The organism is Pseudomonas asturiensis (assembly GCF_900143095.1).
In the GTDB taxonomy this organism is placed as follows: domain Bacteria; phylum Pseudomonadota; class Gammaproteobacteria; order Pseudomonadales; family Pseudomonadaceae; genus Aquipseudomonas; species Aquipseudomonas asturiensis.
Window position 1 is genome coordinate 21,214 of sequence record NZ_FRDA01000029.1, and the last position, 17,978, is coordinate 39,191.

Annotated in this window: 17 protein-coding genes and 1 pseudogene; 7 read left to right on the forward strand and 11 right to left on the reverse strand. The window is 58.8% G+C overall.

The genetic code is table 11. From position 1 onward, the window contains the following. Positions 1 to 179 precede the first annotated feature (179 nt). Genes BUB69_RS27630 through BUB69_RS27650 form a run of 5 tightly spaced genes read right to left on the reverse strand, consistent with a single transcriptional unit; the run spans position 180 to position 5,525 of the window. Positions 180 to 1,694 (reverse strand): ABC transporter substrate-binding protein, encoded by a 1,515-nt coding sequence (locus BUB69_RS27630; protein WP_073173317.1) that lies wholly within the window; start codon positions 1,692 to 1,694, stop codon positions 180 to 182. 45 nt (positions 1,695 to 1,739) lie between these two features. Further along, positions 1,740 to 2,720 (reverse strand): ABC transporter ATP-binding protein, encoded by a 981-nt coding sequence (locus BUB69_RS27635; protein WP_073173320.1) that lies wholly within the window; start codon positions 2,718 to 2,720, stop codon positions 1,740 to 1,742. Next, positions 2,717 to 3,721, reverse strand: coding sequence for an ABC transporter ATP-binding protein (locus tag BUB69_RS27640; protein ID WP_073173323.1), 1,005 nt, complete (start codon positions 3,719 to 3,721; stop codon positions 2,717 to 2,719). Before BUB69_RS27640 ends, BUB69_RS27635 begins: the two co-directional genes overlap by 4 nt. Further along, the gene (locus BUB69_RS27645; RefSeq protein WP_073173326.1) at positions 3,718 to 4,581 is read right to left on the reverse strand and encodes an ABC transporter permease; all 864 of its coding nucleotides are present in this window, start codon (positions 4,579 to 4,581) and stop codon (positions 3,718 to 3,720) included. The genes BUB69_RS27640 and BUB69_RS27645 overlap by 4 nt, the downstream gene beginning before the upstream one ends. Beyond that, complete coding sequence (locus BUB69_RS27650; protein ID WP_073173329.1) at positions 4,578 to 5,525, reverse strand: ABC transporter permease; 948 nt, start codon at positions 5,523 to 5,525, stop codon at positions 4,578 to 4,580. The genes BUB69_RS27645 and BUB69_RS27650 overlap by 4 nt, the downstream gene beginning before the upstream one ends. 579 nt (positions 5,526 to 6,104) lie before the next feature. On the opposite strand from BUB69_RS27650, the gene BUB69_RS27655 reads away from it, so the two are divergent. The 7 genes and pseudogenes from BUB69_RS27655 to BUB69_RS27680 all read left to right on the forward strand — a co-directional run bounded on the left by BUB69_RS27655 (position 6,105) and on the right by BUB69_RS27680 (position 14,096). Next, complete coding sequence (locus BUB69_RS27655; protein WP_073173332.1) at positions 6,105 to 6,869, forward strand: LuxR family transcriptional regulator; 765 nt, start codon at positions 6,105 to 6,107, stop codon at positions 6,867 to 6,869. 95 nt (positions 6,870 to 6,964) lie between these two features. After that, positions 6,965 to 7,879, forward strand: a complete 915-nt coding sequence (locus tag BUB69_RS27660; protein WP_073173335.1) for a proline iminopeptidase-family hydrolase — start codon at positions 6,965 to 6,967, stop codon at positions 7,877 to 7,879. 76 nt (positions 7,880 to 7,955) lie between these two features. After that, positions 7,956 to 8,396, forward strand: a complete 441-nt coding sequence (locus BUB69_RS27665; protein ID WP_073173339.1) for a hypothetical protein — start codon at positions 7,956 to 7,958, stop codon at positions 8,394 to 8,396. A 30-nt stretch (positions 8,397 to 8,426) separates the two neighbouring features. Continuing rightward, positions 8,427 to 11,357: a DUF4132 domain-containing protein gene (locus tag BUB69_RS27670; protein ID WP_073173342.1), complete on the forward strand. Its 2,931-nt coding sequence runs from the start codon at positions 8,427 to 8,429 to the stop codon at positions 11,355 to 11,357. A 302-nt stretch (positions 11,358 to 11,659) separates the two neighbouring features. After that, a pseudogene (locus BUB69_RS29815) lies at positions 11,660 to 12,430 on the forward strand (MCP four helix bundle domain-containing protein); the annotation flags it as partial. Between the two features lie 66 nt (positions 12,431 to 12,496). After that, positions 12,497 to 13,285: a methyl-accepting chemotaxis protein gene (locus tag BUB69_RS29820; protein WP_425439418.1), complete on the forward strand. Its 789-nt coding sequence runs from the start codon at positions 12,497 to 12,499 to the stop codon at positions 13,283 to 13,285. Positions 13,286 to 13,568: 283 nt separating this feature from the next. Continuing rightward, positions 13,569 to 14,096, forward strand: coding sequence for a GAF domain-containing protein (locus BUB69_RS27680; protein WP_073173361.1), 528 nt, complete (start codon positions 13,569 to 13,571; stop codon positions 14,094 to 14,096). Here the strand turns inward: BUB69_RS27680 and BUB69_RS27685 are convergent. The 6 genes from BUB69_RS27685 to BUB69_RS27710 form a co-directional block, all read right to left on the reverse strand. Further along, complete coding sequence (locus tag BUB69_RS27685) at positions 14,086 to 14,541, reverse strand: GNAT family N-acetyltransferase (RefSeq protein ID WP_073173348.1); 456 nt, start codon at positions 14,539 to 14,541, stop codon at positions 14,086 to 14,088. The genes BUB69_RS27680 and BUB69_RS27685 overlap by 11 nt on opposite strands. Before the next feature lie 146 nt (positions 14,542 to 14,687). Beyond that, the gene (locus BUB69_RS27690) at positions 14,688 to 15,023 is read right to left on the reverse strand and encodes a hypothetical protein (protein ID WP_024686356.1); all 336 of its coding nucleotides are present in this window, start codon (positions 15,021 to 15,023) and stop codon (positions 14,688 to 14,690) included. Between the two features lie 479 nt (positions 15,024 to 15,502). Then, positions 15,503 to 16,054, reverse strand: a complete 552-nt coding sequence (locus tag BUB69_RS27695; RefSeq protein WP_245825334.1) for an SMI1/KNR4 family protein — start codon at positions 16,052 to 16,054, stop codon at positions 15,503 to 15,505. Positions 16,055 to 16,289: 235 nt separating this feature from the next. Next, entirely contained in the window at positions 16,290 to 16,964 is a 675-nt protein-coding gene (locus BUB69_RS27700; RefSeq protein ID WP_073173364.1) for a hypothetical protein, read from the reverse strand. A gap of 308 nt (positions 16,965 to 17,272) precedes the next feature. Next, positions 17,273 to 17,560: a hypothetical protein gene (locus BUB69_RS27705; protein ID WP_245825336.1), complete on the reverse strand. Its 288-nt coding sequence runs from the start codon at positions 17,558 to 17,560 to the stop codon at positions 17,273 to 17,275. Positions 17,561 to 17,754: 194 nt separating this feature from the next. After that, the coding region (locus BUB69_RS27710) for a transposase (protein WP_141121921.1) at positions 17,755 to 17,978 on the reverse strand (224 nt) is incomplete at its 5' end.

Sequence of the window (17,978 nt, forward strand, 5' to 3'; positions counted from 1 at the left end):
CCGCTCCCACATGGGGCGCTCATCGTTATGCACAAGCTTTGCTGCAACCAACGGACTGTGGGAGGCGGCTTGCCGGCGATGCGTCTCAGAAGCAACACATCAGCGACTGAACGGACGCCATCGCCGGCAAGCCGCCTCCCACAGGTACGCATTTCTTTATTGGCCCCGTTTGAGCGCCTTCAGCGTTTGACTGTCTCTTCCAGCGTGAAACGACCCAGCGGGTTCTGGCCGAAGCGTTCGATGTTCTTGCGTGACACGCTGATGTACGGGCTGTAATAGAGGTCGATCCAGTTTACGTCGGCCTTGGCCATTTTCTGCAGGTCGATGTACATCTGCTCGCGCTTTTTAGGGTCCATTTCAACGCGGGCGGCGGCGACCAGTTCCTTGACCTTGTCGTTCTTGTAGCGGGTCATGTAGTTCATGTTGGTGTCATGACCGAGCACAAAGGTGGTCTTCTGGTCCGGGTCGAGAATGTCGTTGGTCCAGTACATCACGGAGATGTCGTAGTCACCGGCAATCAGCATGTCCCAGCTCTGGCTTGGGTCGACCTTCTGCAGCGTCGCGGTCACGCCGACTTTGGCCAGTTGCTGTTGCAGCATGACCGCGATCTGCTCGTCGACTTCATTGCCTGCGTTGACGATGTAGTTGAGTTTCAGGTCAGACGCACCGGCGTCGGCCAGCATTTTTTTGGCTTTGACCGGGTCGTAAGGACGTTGCAGGTTGTCGGCGTAGTGATACAGCGCACCTTTGGGAATGTAGGAATTGGCGACAGTACCCAGCCCGAAGGTTGCGGCGTTGACAAGGGCGGTCTTGTCGATGGCCATGTCCAGCGCTTGACGCACTTCCACTTTCGCCAGTGCGCCGTGTTCGTGGTTGATCAGCAAATGATCTTCGCGGGTGGACGGGTCCAGGTGCACGACCAGGCCAGCGTCTTTCTTCAGGTTCTCGACCCGGGAAAAGGGCACATAGATCGCAGCGTCCAGCTCACCTTTCTGGACCTGGAGCATACGGGTGTTGTCGTCCGGCACGGATATCCACTCAACGCCGTCGAGACTGACCGTGGAGGCTTCCCAGAAGTTGGGGTTCTTTTCCAGGATGACCCGGTCGCCACGTCGCCACTCTTTGACCGTGAACGCTCCCGACCCTACCGGCTTCTCGGCATAGGCCTCCTCGCCGAGGCTTTTCATGGCCTTCTCGGAAAGTATCGACACGTTGGGCAGGGCCAGCTGCGACAGGAACGAAGCCGACGGGTGCTTCAGGGTAATCACCAGCGTGTGCGGATCGCTCGCCACCGCAGTGTCGATGACCTTGTACGAGTCACTCCACAGCGAACCCTTGTCGTCACGAATACGCAGCAGGCTGAACACCGCATCGCTGGCGGTCAGCTCCGAGCCGTCGGAGAACTTCGAGGGGCGAATCTTCAAGGTGTACGTCAGCCCGTCCGGCGAAATGGTCCAGCTCTCTGCCAGCCCTGGCACCAGCTTGGTGCCCTTGTTGTCGACACGGATCAGCACATCGTAGACGTTGGAAAACACCCAGTTGTCGATATTTTGCGCGCTCTTGATCGGGTCGAACGTGGTGCCGTCTTCGCGGCGGCCGATGGTCAGCACGCCAGCGGCTTCCGCCACCCCCGCGGCCAGGGAACAGGCCGCCAGCATGGCGACGGTCAGCAACTTCACAGGTCGTGCTTTCATATACGGAAACTCCTTGTCGGTATCGAGAACGGATAGTGGTGCGGATCAGAACACGGGGGCTTCAAGCACACAGTCGTAGCGCTGCGCGCCCACATGACGCGTGGGCGGCGCGGTGCGAGAACAATCGGGTCTGGCAAACCGGCAGCGCGGATGAAACGCACAGCCGTCGGGTAGATGCAGCGGGCTGGGCGGTTCGCCCTGCAGCGGCTCGCCAGGCAGCGGACGGCTCGGGTCGATCTCCGGGATCGCCTGAATCAAGGCTGCGGTGTAGGGATGACGCGGGCTGAGAAACACCGACTCGACAGGTCCTTCTTCGACGATGCGTCCCAGATACATCACCGCCACGCGATCACAGAGCCGACGCACGATGGCCAGATCGTGGGCGATGAACAGAATGGCCAGGTTCATGCGCTCGCGCAGTTCCAGCAGCAGGTTGATGATCTGGCCCTGAATGGAGACGTCCAGCGCCGCCACGCATTCGTCGGCGATGATCAGGCGCGGCTCGATGGCCAGCGCACGGGCGATGCCGACCCGCTGGCACTGCCCGCCACTCAACGCGCCGGGTTTGCGCTCGGCGAACTCGGGGCGCAAGCCGACCATGTCGAGCAGTTCGATGACCCGCGCCGCAATGTCAGCCTTGGCAACCTTGCGCTGCACATGCAGCACCTCAGCCAGCGTCGCGCCGATGGTCATGCGTGGATTGAGCGAAGAGAACGGGTCCTGAAAGATCATGGCCGTTTCGCTGCGCAGGCGCTGCAGATGAATACCACTGCCCTGCGCCACATCAACATCGTCGAACACGATCTGCCCGGACGTCACGTCGTTCAGACGCAGGATGGCACGGCCCAACGTGCTTTTGCCGCTGCCAGACTCGCCGACCAGCCCCAGCGTCTCACCTGCGCGGAGGGTCAGGGACACGCCGTTGATGGCCTGCACCCACTGTTTGTGCAGGCCCATGAAGCCCGTGCCCGACGCCGGGAAGCGCACCACCAGATCATTGACGCTCAGCAGTAACGGGCCGCTCATGAGCGCACTCCTTGCACATCAGCCAGCGCCATCGGTAACGGGTAATGACAGGCGGCAGCGTGGCCATCGCCCATCGCGCGCATCAATGGCAACCGCTCGACGCAGCCCTGCGCAGCATGCGTGCAACGAGCATGAAAGCGGCAGCCTTGCGGCAGTGCATCGAGCAACGGCGGCTGGCCGGGGATCGTGCGCAGCAGCGCATTGCCCGCGCTGCTGGCAGGCTGACAGTCAATCAGGCCGCGCGTGTACGGATGACGCGCATGAGCCAGCACATCACGCTTGCTGCCGTGCTCGCACAAGCGTCCGGCGTACATCACAGCAATGGAATCGCAAGTTTGCGCGACCACGCCCAGGTCGTGGGTGATCATGATCAACGACAGCCCGTGACGGTCTCGCAGGTCCATCAGCAGACGCAGGATCTGCGCCTGAACGGTCACGTCCAGCGCGGTGGTCGGCTCGTCGGCAATCAGCACTTGAGGACCGCAGCCCAGCGCAACGGCGATCATGGCGCGCTGGCGCATGCCGCCGGAAAACTCATGGGGATAGTTGTCCACTCGGGAGGCCGGATCGGGAATCCCGACCTGGCGCAGCAGGTCGATGGCCTGCGCCCTCGCCTCGCGCTTCGACGAGCCCTGATGCAGGCGAAAGCCTTCAGCAATCTGCTCGCCGATGCGCATCAGCGGGTCGAGGTGACTGCTGGGGTTCTGGAAGATCATGCCGATGCGCCGCCCACGCATGGCGCGCATCCGGTCGGCATCGAGCGTGAGCAGATCGACGTCGCCCAGCAGCACCGAGCCGCCGCGCACCTGCAGGTCTGGCGACGGCATCAATTGCATGAGCGCTCGGCAGGCCATCGTCTTGCCCGAACCGCTCTCGCCGACCAGCCCGAGGATCTCGCCCTGATGCAGATCGAATGACAACCGGTCTACCAGCGTCACCTCGCGGCCACGGTTGCTGGCGACCACGCTCATGTCGCTGACCTTCAGTACCGGCGTGCTCATCGGCGCTCTCCCAGCGTTTCGGCCACGCCATCCGCCAACAGGCTGAAGCCCATCGCGAGGGTGACAATGGCCAGGCCCGGAAACAGGCAGATCCACCACGCCGACGTCAGAAACGCCTGACCTTCGGCGACCATGGTGCCCCACTCGGCCAGCGGCGGTTGCACGCCCAGGCCCAGGTAGCTGACCGACGCGCCACTGAGCAACACCAGTACCGCGTCGGACATGGAAAACACGATCGAGCCAAACAGCGCGTTGGGCAGCAGATGGCGGAACAGAATGCGCAGGTGTCCGAAGCCCAGGCTCTTGGCGGCGAGGGCAAAGTCGCTTTCCTTGAGCACCAGAATCTGCGAGCGGATCAGGCGGGCATACGACACCCAGCCCACCAGCGCCATGGCGATATAGAAGCTGGTCAGGCCGGGGCCGAGAATGGCAATGATCGCCAGCATCAAGACCAGAAACGGGAACGCCAGAACGATGTCGATCACGCGCATGCACAGATTGTCGAAGCGCCCGCCAATGTAGCCGGACAGCGCACCGACGAAGGTGCCGATGATGAGGGGGAAGACCACGCCGAGCACGCAGATCTGCAGATCGACACGAGCGGCCCAGATCACGCGGGACAGGATATCGCGACCAAAATTGTCAGTCCCGAACGGATGCGCCAGGTGCGGCCCCATCAGGCGCAAGTCGGTGTTCTGGAAGATCGGATCATAGGGCGCCAGCCACGGCGCGAAGATCGCCAGCAGCAGCCACATGCCCAGCAGCGAGCCGCCGAGCAGCATGGCCAGTCGGCCGTTGCGCAAGCGCAGACGCAGTCGCGTACGCCAGTGAACCGGGGCGTGAAGCTGAGCGATGGTCATTTGATGTTCACCCGGGGGTCGACCGCGACCGTCGCCACGTCGGCCAGAAAGTTCACCATGACCGTTGCGCAGGCGAGCACCATCGCGACGCCCTGCACCACCATGTAGTCGCGGCTGAAGATGCCGCGCACCAGCAACTGGCCGATACCCGGAATGGCGAACAGGCTTTCGATGACCACCGTGCCGCTGATCAACCAGCCGATGTTCACCGCCAGCAGGTTGATCGAAGGCACCAGCGAATTGGGCAGGACATGGCGGCGAAACAACGCGCCTTCACTGAGCCCTCGGGCGCGCGCCGCCGTGACGTGGTCGGCCTGCAATTCCATCAGCATGCTGGCGCGCAGGTTACGCACCAGCACGGCAGACAGCGCCAATGCGATGGTCAGGCACGGCAACACCATGTGGTGGATCTTGTCGAGCCAGTCGTTGCCGTAGCCTGACACGGGAAACCAGCCAAGCTGCACGCTGAACAGCAGGATCAACATGATCCCCAGCCAGAAAGCGGGCATGCCCAGCCCTGTAGTGGTGAACACGCGAATGAGGTTGTCGCACCAACGGCCTTTGTTGCGCGCGGCAAGGGTCGCCAGCGGGACAGCAATCAGCAGCGCCAGCAGCACGCTGCCCAGCACCAGAAACAGGGTTGGCTCCAGACGCGTGACGATCAGTTTCAACACATCGATCTTGTACAGCAGCGACTTGCCCATATCGCCCTGCACAAGGTTTTTCATGAAATAAACGTATTGCATCCACATCGGCTGATCGAGGCCGTACTGGGCGCGGATGTTGGCCAGCGCGTCGGGCGTACTGCGGGCACCCAACAGGATGCGGGCCGGGTCGCCGGGTATCGAGCGCACCAGAATGAACGTCACCAGGCTGATACCGAACAACACCGGCAACAGCTGCAATGGACGTTGAAGAATGAAGCGATAGCGACCCAGATTCATTGCACGCCCCGAGGTGGTTGAAGAAGATCGAGCAGGACAGAAAAATCGCTGCGGGCCTCTCATGATAGAACGACACGTCAGAATCGTCGGAAAACCCCCGTCGCGTGATCCTGCTTCGCAGCAGATAACCGCCTTCGATCAGACAAAACGTAACCTGCTGGTGAGACACCGTTTTTTCTGTGGGACTTATCCGCGAAGGGGCCGGTGTGTTCAGTCGAAGAGTTGCGTCTGGAAGTCAGTCTTCGTGGACAAGTCCACTCCTACACGTTCAAAACCGGTTTCATCAGCCAGTGGGAGCGGACTTGTCCGCGAAAAGGTCGGGCCTCCGACACATAGGCAGTGACCGAAATACCGCATTCGCGGACAAGTCCGCTCCCACACGGTTTGCCGCGAGACAGCGCTGCGGTATTTCCGAAAAGATATGACTCACCCTATCGCGCCGCTCATCGGGTGACAGCTAGCAATTCTTATAGGTTTTCAACGCGCAGGCTGCACGGACTCAGGCGCGTGGCACTGTCCTTGCTTCGTTCATTGCTATAGTTGTCGTTCGATGGGTCGAATGACAAAGGAAGTCATGCCATGCACGTGAGGTTGTCAGATTTCAATACACGTCTACAGTCGGCGGCCACGCTGGACCAGCAGATGGACTGCGCATGGACGCTCGCCTCGGGGCTCGGCTTCGATGCGGTGGTGTACGATTACAGCCCGGTGCCCGTGTCCCATGATGGTGCACTGATCACCCCTTCATTGCTCACACTGCGCAACGCCCCCGAAGACTGGCACACACTCTGGTGCCGCAAGGGTTACTACCAGATCGACCCGGTCCAGCAACTGGCAGTGAACAGCGTCTCGCCCTTTGTGTGGTCATATCTGCCCAAGGCTGAAACGGTATTGCGCAGCGTCATCAAGGACCTGCACACGCCTGTGGTTCGCTACCTGAACGAATTCCACATGACCTGCGGCGTGACGGTGCCCATCCACATGCCCAAGGGCGGTTTCGCCACGCTGACGGGCATCTGTTCCGACAGCAGCGACGCTGCGCTGGAGGATGCACGACAAAGCCTGGCCGAGTTCGGCCTGCTGGCCCATGCCTTTCAGGAAGTGGCCTACCCGCTGTTTGATGAAGCCATGCACTCATGCACCACCATGAAGCTTACCCGCCGCGAACGCGAATGCCTGAGCTGGTCCGCTGAAGGCCTGACGGCCAAGGAAATTGCCCAGCACCTCAACCGCTCCGTCGCCACCGTGACCCTGCACCTCAATTCCGCCATGCAGAAGCTCGGTGCGAAGAACCGTGTCCAGGCCGTGGTGCGAGCCGTGCATTACCGATTACTCGACAGCTGACCTGCCTGATCGGCAAAAACCTATCATTTCTTCCAGTTATCGCAGATGACAAGCCGCGCTAAGGTGTCCTGATCCATCACCGGGAGACCGACAGCATGTCAGAGATCACGATCCAGGAAGGTTACGCACCCTTTGGCCAGTACCGCACCTGGTATCGCGTCACAGGTGATCTACACGGCCTGCACACGCCGCTGGTCATCCTGCACGGCGGTCCGGGCTGCACCCATGATTACGTGGATGCCTTCAAGGACATTGCCACCACTGGGCGTGCCGTCATCCATTACGACCAACTGGGCAACGGTCACTCGACCCACCTGCCGGACAAGAAGGCCGACTTCTGGACAATTGATCTGTTTCTGGCAGAGCTGAACAACCTGCTGATGCACCTGGACATCGCCAACAACTACGCCCTGCTCGGACAATCATGGGGCGGCATGCTCGCATCCGAGCACGCCGTGCGCAGGCCGTCGGGGCTCAAGGCGTTGATCATCGCCAACTCGCCAGCCGACATGCACACGTGGGTCAGCGAGGCTAATCGCCTGCGTCGTGAACTGCCCGAAGCGGTGCAGAAGACCCTGCTGCGCCACGAGCAGGCAGGCACCTTGCAGGACGAGGAATACAAGGAAGCGTCCCGCCTTTTCTACAATCGCCACGTCTGCCGCGTAAACCCGTGGCCAGAAGAAGTGAAGCGCACCTTTGACCAGATCGATGCCGACCCGACGGTGTACCACGCCATGAATGGCCCGACCGAGTTTCACGTGATCGGCACGATGAAAGACTGGACCATCGTGGATCGCCTGCACCTCATTCAAGTGCCAACGCTGCTGATCTCGGGACGTCATGACGAAGCCACGCCGCTGGTGGTGAAACCTTACGAAGACAACATCCGCGGTATTCAAGCGGAGGTGTTCGAAGAGTCCAGCCACATGCCCCATGTGGAAGAACGCATGGCCTGCATGGGTGTGGTCGCGAAGTTTCTGGACGATGCGGGCGCGTTGGCAAAACCGTAACGCGCAATCAGGCACACTGGCCGGAAGGTGCTAAGCTGCCTTCCGCCCGGCCGGGCTGGCTTGCGAGGAGTGCGGTGTGGATATCGTGGTTCATAGCTATTGCCTCAAAGGCGCGCGCCAGGAGCCTTTGCTTCCCCCTGTTACCCTGACGCCGTCTTCGCCTGTCCTGACGGTCGCCGAGCTCATTCGCCTGACCGTTGCCGAACAGATCGCCGCACTGTCGGTCCAGCACTGGCTGCAACAGGTGCCGTTGCGCGAAGTGCTCGACCGCCAATACCTGAGCGAACGGGACATTCGTCAGCAGGCCGGTGAAGGGGCGATCGCCATGCCGCAGGCCAGTGCACCTCCAGACCTGGATGTGCATGTCGAGATCGAGCGGGCCTTGAAAGGCTTCGAAACCCGTGCCTTCCGCGTTCTGCACAACGGCGTCATGCTGCAGAGCCTTGATGACCTCATCGACCTGAGCCCCCCTTCCACACTCGCGTTCATCCGCCTGGTGCCGCTGATTGGCGGTTGACCCTCGTCGTTCATTTCTTCGGAAGCCACCATGCAATCACGCCGTCCTGCGCCCGAACAAGCCACACGCCTCGCTGCGTTGCGGGCATTCTGTGACCGAGCACTGGATACTTATCCCGAGCTCAGCCGACATGACGAATTCGAGTTCGATTTCCGGGACAGCCTCGACATGCTGCGCATCGCCGATGACTGGATCAGGCAGCATCCTCAGGAGGGCACCAAGGCTTTGGTTGACGGCTTTGTGTTCCCGACTGTCTGGGATGACCTGCAAGACCACCGCGACCAGCAGCGCTACGGCTTGCAATATCGTCTTTGCGATGCGTGGATAACGGCTCACCCGGATGCCTACGCCCAGGAACAGATCTTCGCGCGACTGCAGCACATGCTGCAATTTGCCTTCGAGGACAGCGATTACCCGTTACCCACTGACGACGACAGCCCGGCCTTTTATCGAAGAAGTCCGGATCAGGCCTGGACCTTCCCTGATGTACCAGCCTGCATCAAACGCCTGAGCAATTACCCGACGACCCAGGCCTGGCAGACCTTCGCCGAGTGGTTGCTGGACGGCAGCTGGAACCGCGTGCGGCCCTCATTCCCGCCGGATGAGGAGCAACGAAAAGTCGCCGACACCTATGTCTACGTACACAAGGAAATCGAGCGCATCGCACTGGGTCTGCTGGCGGCTGGTGGTCTCGATTACCCTCGTTTCGTGCGGGCGGCCAATACCTGGGGCCGCGCCATGATGTTCTACTCAGATGACACAGGCCTTTACAGCGACGACGTGGACCTGGCGCGGTACAACGAGGAGGACTTCGACGAGGAAGACTCAGACGACGAGGACGTTGAACGCGAAGGCTTCGATGACGAGCAGCACAAGGACGAAGACGCCCTCACGCAGGAGCCCGTACACGTGCACCCTGAACTGTCGAAGTTCACCGTTCGTTATGTCGAAGACGCCTTGGCCGGACTGCCCGATAACGCCGAGAAGCTGGCTGACACCTTTCGTTCGGTAGAGGTGTATCAGACCCGCTGGCTGCTGCAGGCCCTCGCGGTCATCGAGCGACTGGGCATGACTCCCGACACCCTCTTCGACAGCTTCGGCCATACGGGCACGGTACTCGAACGCTTCATGAGGATCAGTGAATTGCCCAAAACCCAATCGGCAGCATTGCTTGCCGCGTTGAACGGCTTTTCAAGAAACACCCTGCTGACGGCCCTGCCCTATGCCGGAGAAGCCAGTCGCGTGGTGCTCGATGCGTTGGGTTGGAGTGATCTTCAGGCCTTCCAGCGTGAATACCTCAGCATCGCCCTCGCACCTCAGCATGGCTGGGGCAGCGACCTGCCCAATGTGCTGGACGAAACCGTGGGTGTGGTGGACCGTTTTCTGCTGGACAAGGCGCTGGCCGAGGCCAACCCGCAGCACCTGCGTGACTACCTCGCGGCACTTGAACCCTCACACTGGGCATTTCCCGAGACGCGTTTGCTGCTCGACGCCTATCAAGGCATCGGCCGACCGGCACTGGAAAAGAAACTGACCCGGCACGCACAGCCGGCAATGCGTATCTATGGCGTCCTGCCCGTCAAGGATTCGGACGATGTCCGTCAACGCTACCTGATGTTCCGCAAACTGCACAAAGAGGTGCGCAAATACGGCGCACAACGACAGGCCAACTCCCACGCAGCGATCCAGGCGGGGCTGGAAAACCTGGCGCGTGTGGCGGGTTATCCCTCGGTGATTCGTCTGGAATGGGCCATGGAATCGGAGATCGCCGAATCCGCGCTGACGGCCGCCACCATCGAGGGCTACGACATCAGGCTGACGATCGACGGTTTGTCGCCCGCGTTGCACATCAGTAAAGGCGGGAAGACGCTCAAGACGGCGCCGCCAGCGATTCGCAAAAGTACCGAATTCGTCGCACTGAAAGCGCAGCAGACCCAACTCAAGGAACAGATCAGCCGTTTCTGTCGCACGCTGGAAACCATGATGGGCAGCGGCGAGTCCCTGACGCTGCTCGACTTGAAACAATTGCTGAACATGCCCGCGGTTCGCCTGCTGCTGGAACAGCTGATTGTGCAGGCCGACGACCTCACGCTGGGCTGGCTGGATGCCGCGACCCTGACAATCACTGACCTTGAAGGCCGCTCACACGCGATTGACCGGAGCCTGCGCATTGCTCACCCGTTTCATTTGTTCACGGCCGGGCAACTGTCGGCCTGGCAGAAGGCAGTCGTAAGCCAGCGCCGCGTGCAGCCGTTCAAGCAGGCCTTTCGCGAGCTCTACCTGCTGACACCCGCCGAGCGTGATACACGCCTGTGGTCCAATCGGTTCGTCGGCCATCGCCTGAAAGGCAAAGTGGCGGCCCGGTTGCTGCAGGTGCGCAACTGGTCGACCTCAAGCGTCGAGGACATCTATTACGAGAGCAAGGAACACGGCATTTACGCCCTGTTCAACTTTCTGGACACCGGCCATTTCCTGTCCGAAACGGAATACTTCACGTTCGACACGATTGCGTTTTACCGCGATCGCAAAGCGCTCCCTCTTGAGCACGTACCGCCGCTGCTTTTTTCGGAAGTCATGCGCGATGCCGATCTGCTGGTGTCCGTGGCCCACGCCGCAGACGGCTACACCACCAGCAACGAAACCTTGCAACGACGCGCCGAACTGGTCGGCGAGCTGATTCAGGGGATGGGGCTGCAGAGCGTTAAATGTGAGGGGCATTTTCTACACATTACGGGCCAGCGTGCGAACTACCGCATTCATCTGGGCAGCGCAGCCATTCATATCGAGCCCGGCAACTACCTGTGCATCGTACCGGTGGGTGGCAGCCCCGACGAGTACTACCTGCCGTTCGCCGACACCGACAGGAAAATGGCCGAGGTGCTGAGCAAGATGTTTCTGTTGCTGGACGACACGAACATTACCGACAGCCTGATACTGGAGCAGATACAGCGCGCCAGCTGATGCACACAGGCTATTGACGCAGCGAAACCACTTGATGAGCGCCGGTCTCAGCGCTGCAGCCTGTCCGTCGATAGGCATTAATGATTTAGAGCATTTAACCTAGCACTAACACTGGAAGTATCACCCTGACTCTAGTTCTTGGGACGCCCATTGAACACCCTGAATAATCATTAACCAGCCCGATGCCGCATGAAGTTTTCTTAATGAAGGTTTTATTAAAGTGCCTCCGCGCCCAGCAGAAAAACTGTTTATAGGAAGGGACTCTCTTGCCCTCCGTAAACGCTTTGCCTTCGGAGGCAAACATGAACCTCAGGTCATTGAATATTTCCCGCAGGGCGTCGCTCTGCTTTGGCATCATCACCCTGCTGCTGGTGGGGTTGGGCGGCTTCTCTTACCTTCAGATGGGCCAGTTGCGCGCGTCGGAACAAAATATCGCGCTGAACTCGCTGCCCAGTATTCAGGTGATCGACGACATCCAGATCGCCTTGCTGCATGCGCGCCTGGAAAGCATCCGCATGCTGGCCACCGCTGACCCGGACGCGCATCGTGCTGCTGTCGCCAAGACCAACGATGCCATCGGCGCGCTCCAGTCGAGCAGCGAGTTCTATCGAAAAAACCTCATTTCCGGTGAGCGGGACCGACTTCAATTCGATGATGCCGGCACAAAAATGGCGCAGTACATTGAGGGACTGAAGCAGGTCATTACGCTGGATTCCACGGATCACGATAAAGCGCTCACACTCGCCAATACCGAGCAAGCGCAGCGCGCGGGCGCGTACCAGGAAAAACTCACCGTCGTGCGCGATCAAAATGCACAGGAAGCCAAACACTCCGGTGACGAGGCGACGGCGGTCTATGACCACAGCGTCAAGGTGCTGCTGAGCGTGGTGATCATCGCCTCGATTCTGACCGTTTTTCTGGCCATTGCGTTGACGCGCAGCATTGTCGACCCCATGACCTCGTCCTTGAAACTGGCCGAAGACATCGCGGCAGGCGACCTCACCGGCCAGCTTGACGTGACCGGCAAGGACGAAGCCTCACGCTTGATGAGCGCACTGAACCTGATGTCTAAAAACCTGCGCGACACCGTTCAGCAGATCTCGGGCGCTTCGACACAGTTAAGTACCGCCGCTGTTGAAATGACCTCCATCACCGAAAGCGCAGACCGCACCCTGCAACAGCAGAACAGCGAGATCGAACAGGCGGCGACTGCCGTGAATGAAATGAGCGCGGCTGTCGAGGAAGTGGCGCGTAACGCCACCTCAACCTCAGAGGCCGCCAAGCACTCTCGCACAGCGGCCGACCTTGGCAACAAGCGAGTCGCAGAAACCCTGACGGCCATGCAGGGCCTGACCACCCTGGTCGAAGGCTCTTCGGCGCAGGTCATGGCACTGGCCAATCAAGCACAGGACATCAGCAAAGTGCTCAGCGTGATCCGCGCCATTGCCGAACAGACCAACCTGCTGGCACTGAACGCCGCCATCGAAGCCGCACGCGCAGGCGAACAGGGCCGTGGGTTTGCCGTGGTGGCCGACGAGGTTCGCGCCCTGGCTCACCGTACGCAGACCTCCACTCAGGAAATCGAACAGATGATTTCCGCCATTCAGGCAGGCTCATCCGCCACGGTTGAATCCATGCAGAAGAGCACACAGGAAGTCCACAGTACGCGCAAGATCGCCGAAGATGCAGGGCAATCATTGCGCCAGATCACTGACTCGGTGCTAGAAATCAATGATCGCAACCTGCAGATCGCCACGGCCTCGGAGCAGCAGGCGCATGTCGCACGAGACGTCGACCGCAGCCTGGTCAGCATTCGGGACCTGGCGACCCAGAGCAGCGAAGGTACTCGTCAGACACTGATTGCGAGCAACGAATTGTCCAGGCTCGCTGTGAACATGAATGACCTGGTATTGCGATTCAAGACCTGAAGCCAACGCACGCTCGGCCTCTGCACCCGCTTCGGGAAGGCACGCGTCCCGAGCGGCACGCAGCAGGCTGACAGCCCGGTTTTTGCCGTTAGTACGCGACGGCGCAACTAAGTTATTGGCGTCAGCCGCCCGTCAGTACAGCGTCAGTTTGTCCCATTCGCGGAAATTTTCATGTAACCCTCGATCAGGTATGTCAGGATCACAACCGGTATAGAACAGCTGGCATTCTCCAGTGCCAAATGTAATGTGCCGGTACTTCAACGATCAGGTCAGGGCCTCGCAATTGAACACTACATTGACTTCATCAGAACTGGCCGTCATCAGTGAAATCGAGACCACCTCAAGCTTGTTGAGACTGGTGACACGACTGACCGGGCTGCGATTTGCCGCGATCGCCAAAGTCACCGACACGACCTGGACAGCGTGTGCGGTTTACGACGAGATCAATTTCGGCGTCGAAGCAGGCCATGAGCTGAAACTGGAAACGACCCTGTGCAACGAACTGCGGTTGAATCTTCGCCCTATCGTGATCAACGAAGTCGCCACCGACCCTGCCTACGCCGACCACTTCATCCCCGAAATGTTTGGTTTTCAGAGCTATTTCTCGCTGCCTATCATTTTCCCGACGGGGGATTTCTTCGGCACACTGTGTGGCCTGGATCCGCTGCCGAAAAAACTCGACGACCAGCAACTCCTTGAAACCCTCAAGGTGTTCTGCACCCTGATCGCCAACTCGCTGTACGCCCACCAGCAACTGACCCAGTTGCAGTCTGAAATGAGCGTACTGCGCCCTGAGCAGACTATGGCTTGAGCGCCCGCTCCATGATCAGCGTTCGCTCCTCCCCTTCAAGTTGCTCACGCACCATCGTGAACCCCAACGCGGCATAAAAGCCCTGTGCCGTCAGCGAAGACGGCACGACCAGCACACTCACGCCCGCCTCGACAGCTGCTCGCTCGATTTCATCCATCAAACGACGTCCAACGCCTCGCCTGTGCCAGGCGGGATCGACAAACATCGAACGCACCGCCCGCCCGTCCAGACTCGCCGTGCCGACCATCACACCCTCGCACACCGCTACAAACACCCGACGCCGCATGATCAACGCCCGCACCGCTGCGGGGCTGAAACTGTGCTGCACACGTTCGATCACACTGGGCGGATAGTCTTGGGCATTACTGGCATGCAACGCCGATAAAATCACACCACTGATGGCCTCGGCATCTGCCTGCACGGCTGGACGAATCTGATAGCTCATCTCATTCCCCGAAAACACTTACATCGTTGAAGCCCATCCAGGGGATCGCGCAACACCACGCACATCGCTAAGAGCAAGCCGGCCCCCAGAAACCAAAAAGCCCGGCACAAACCGGGCTCTTCAGACACTACGCAACCGCGTGAAGCTTACTGCGCAGTCTTCAGCTTGACCACATCACCGGAAATCGTGGTGGTGTAGCCACTCAGAACCCAGGCCCAGAACCATTTTTCCTGTACTTGAGTGTTGATCAGAGCATCACCGCCCTTGGACTTGATTGCCGCGTCCTGAGCGCGAACAAAGCGGCTGTTCTGACGGATAGGGATCACGCCAAACAGCATCAGACCCGTAGCGCTGGCTTCGCCATGACCCAAAACGGTGTACTGGTTGCTGTCGTAATGCGGCGACTTGATCGGCGCGCCGGTGCAGCCGGCCAGAACAAGACCAAACGCTGCAGAAGCGACGACTTTGCTGATGTACTTCACTGAAAAACTCCATGGAAACATGCCCGGGATCCAATTCTCGGGGGTCGCTACCTTACCTGTTGGTGGAGGAGATTGGAATGAAAGAGGGGGTTGCGACCGAGTGAGCAGTTGCGGAAAAACGTTGGCACGTGCGAAGTGATAGTGGCGCATGGCCGGCATCCGATCCACTTAAATGAGTGCATTGATTAAAAGCCGTACGATGCAGCACCTTCATCAGAAAGAGTGCCACTACCAAGGCTAGGTAGCCCACTTCACCCTCTGCTTGCAACGTAGGCATGGCCTGCCGCGCCGTCAGTTGCTTTTGCACATCTACTCACCTTACTTCTTTACGCAGATCACTGATAACCAGGCTTCACTCGCGTACAACTTCAACGTGGCGCTGTCTCATCAAATAAGTTTGGTTTAAAGGGCTGATCGGATCACCACCAACAATAGCGGATTTAATCCCGGATAGCTCCATACCTATAGGGGGTGAAGTTTTATTCAGGCCACTCATTTCGGTCTGCCAATCGAGCAAATAGATCGGGGATGTCACTCGCTACCGAAATTGCATACTTCCGTTCCACACCTATAAACGGGATTCGTACTATCGGCAGTGCTGCATCCTCTGTGTCAAACCCATAACCCTCCCCTCCTCCGTCAGAAGCGAACAAAAATATACCTGGCGCATACGTCTCGACCTCATATTCACGATTGAAGTCAATTATTTCTTCTGCCTTCCAAAAAACAATGTAGCTATCGCGAATGAATCCTTCCCCACCGTCATGCTTCTTAAGGAATTCAATGTAACTGTCAGGAAGTGCGACTCCCAAGTGGGTTGACAGACCATCAACAGCCGAAACTTCAGCAGGGCCATTGAGCTGCCCCTCTGTTAGATGATATTCCATAGCTATTTTCCTAAGTCTTTCTGCAATTGGTTCCACCAAGGAGTTGCCTGCTGCAGATGAACATCGCGAGGCAACGATAACCTTATTGGTGGGGGCGGTTGGACGTCCACCAGATTTTACTGGATTGATTTCATGGACGTCCACAGGCTGACCTAAAGGTCCTTGTTCTCGGCGGAGAGTGCTATTGACTTTGTTGGCACCATTTCTGGTGGCATTGTACTCCGCCCCCTCCAGTAATCTGAATGGCCCTTGCGGTACAGGGACGCCCGCTAGATAGCCTGTCCAGTCTGAAATCGAGAAACTTCCTTCCGGGGGATCGATAGAAACTCGAAGCGTAGCACCTTCGGCAGCGCTGTTAACATTAGCTTTTAGACCCTATTCAACCTTTCAGCGCTGGCAAAGACAACACGTCATCGTAATTAGGCCAGTCTTCCCTTGCGCGCTTGAGCACACCTTGCATCAACTCGTCCAACTCAGGCACTGGCTGCTCGGACGGCAATTGGTCAAAGGGCGCGGCCATCAGCGGATGATCAATCTTCTGCGGATTGGCTAAACCTTCCCACTGGCGCAGGCGCAGGATATAGAGAATTTCCACCGGCACGCGCTCCAAGTGCCAGTCCTGATTGAAGTCGTAGGAATTCTTCTGGCTCTCTTTGCCGGTTTGCCAAGTGTGGCGGTCACACGCGGCCAACAGACAGGGCATCAGGTCGTCGGGGCTTGGAGTGCGCCACTTGGCCAACAAGGCTTCGCAGATGGGTTCGTCGTAAGCATAAGCAGGCCATTGATGCGAGACATCGCCCACCCAATCGGCAAACACACGCAGCATAAAGGCTTGGGCGCGGCGGTGCTCCTCTTCATACTCGATGACCAGTTGATGACCACGGTTGAGCGCCGCATGGGTCAAATAGCCTTGGTGGATGACAGCTTCCTTCCAGCCCAGAATCGCCATAGCGGCCATCATGTTGGCAGCGGTTTGGATGCTATAGTTTTGTTGGCGTCTGTCATTACCTACGGCTTTAGCCAAAACGTCAAACTGCCCCGCCCAAAAAAACAACTGCCAAATGCCTACCTGGTAGTAACGCATCCAGTGTGCCAACTCGGAAAACCATCGCGGGTTTCCCGTTGCAGTGGCAAGTACTTTGTGAGCCCTTGTTACCGACATCCATTCTGCACGAGCATCTGTTGCATTGTTTCTGTTTGGAACCATCATTGAACGCTTCGGCGAAGCATCCTCGCGAGTAACGTACTCGCGAATACCGGCTATCTCATATTCATCCGAGACATGTGGCCCCTTGGCTATGCGCCCCAGCACACTTTTGTAGGAGGGCCATTTCGGGTTTACGCCCGAGCGCTCGCACTGAATTACTTCTTGGTCCATGGTTCCACCTTAAATTCTGCTACACCTGTTTTACCGGGGGCGGGAACACCGACTTTGACGGTCACGCCTTGGACTTTGACGTTTTCAGAAAGCAGCGCTGCTCGCAAAGAATCACGTAACGCTGGGTCCGAATCGGCGATTGAGCTATTACCCAACCACCCTCTCAATCTTGTCTCCGGATCCCCATGCGGCGTACCGGCCTTATTCACGCCATTCACCGAAGACTTCGCATCCATCACCACCACGGTAATCGTATCGCCATTGATCGCCACCGCGCAGCCATCGCAGCCGTGGTTGCTACCGTTTTGCAGAGGTTTGAAATTGAGGCCGGTTTTTTCGTTAAGGATGCTCCGATCAACTTGCTACGCAGCGGCGGCGAGTCGCAATTTGCCCGGCACCCAGCGCTATTTTCTGAAAATGGCCTGATGCAGCGCGCGTTGAGGGCGTTTCCGCCCGGTTTTCCGTGTTAAACGCGCAACTCACCCATACCCATTAGCTGTTTTCGAGCCATCCACAGATTCGACAGGGCGAACAGCGTGGTCAGCTGAGCTGTGTTTTTCATCAGCCCACGAAAGCGCACTTTCACGTAGCCAAACTGACGCTTGATTACGCGAAACGGATGCTCGACCTTGGCCCGTGTTTGAGCTTTGCAGTACTCGATCTTGCGCTTGGCCTTGTAGAGCACGCTGC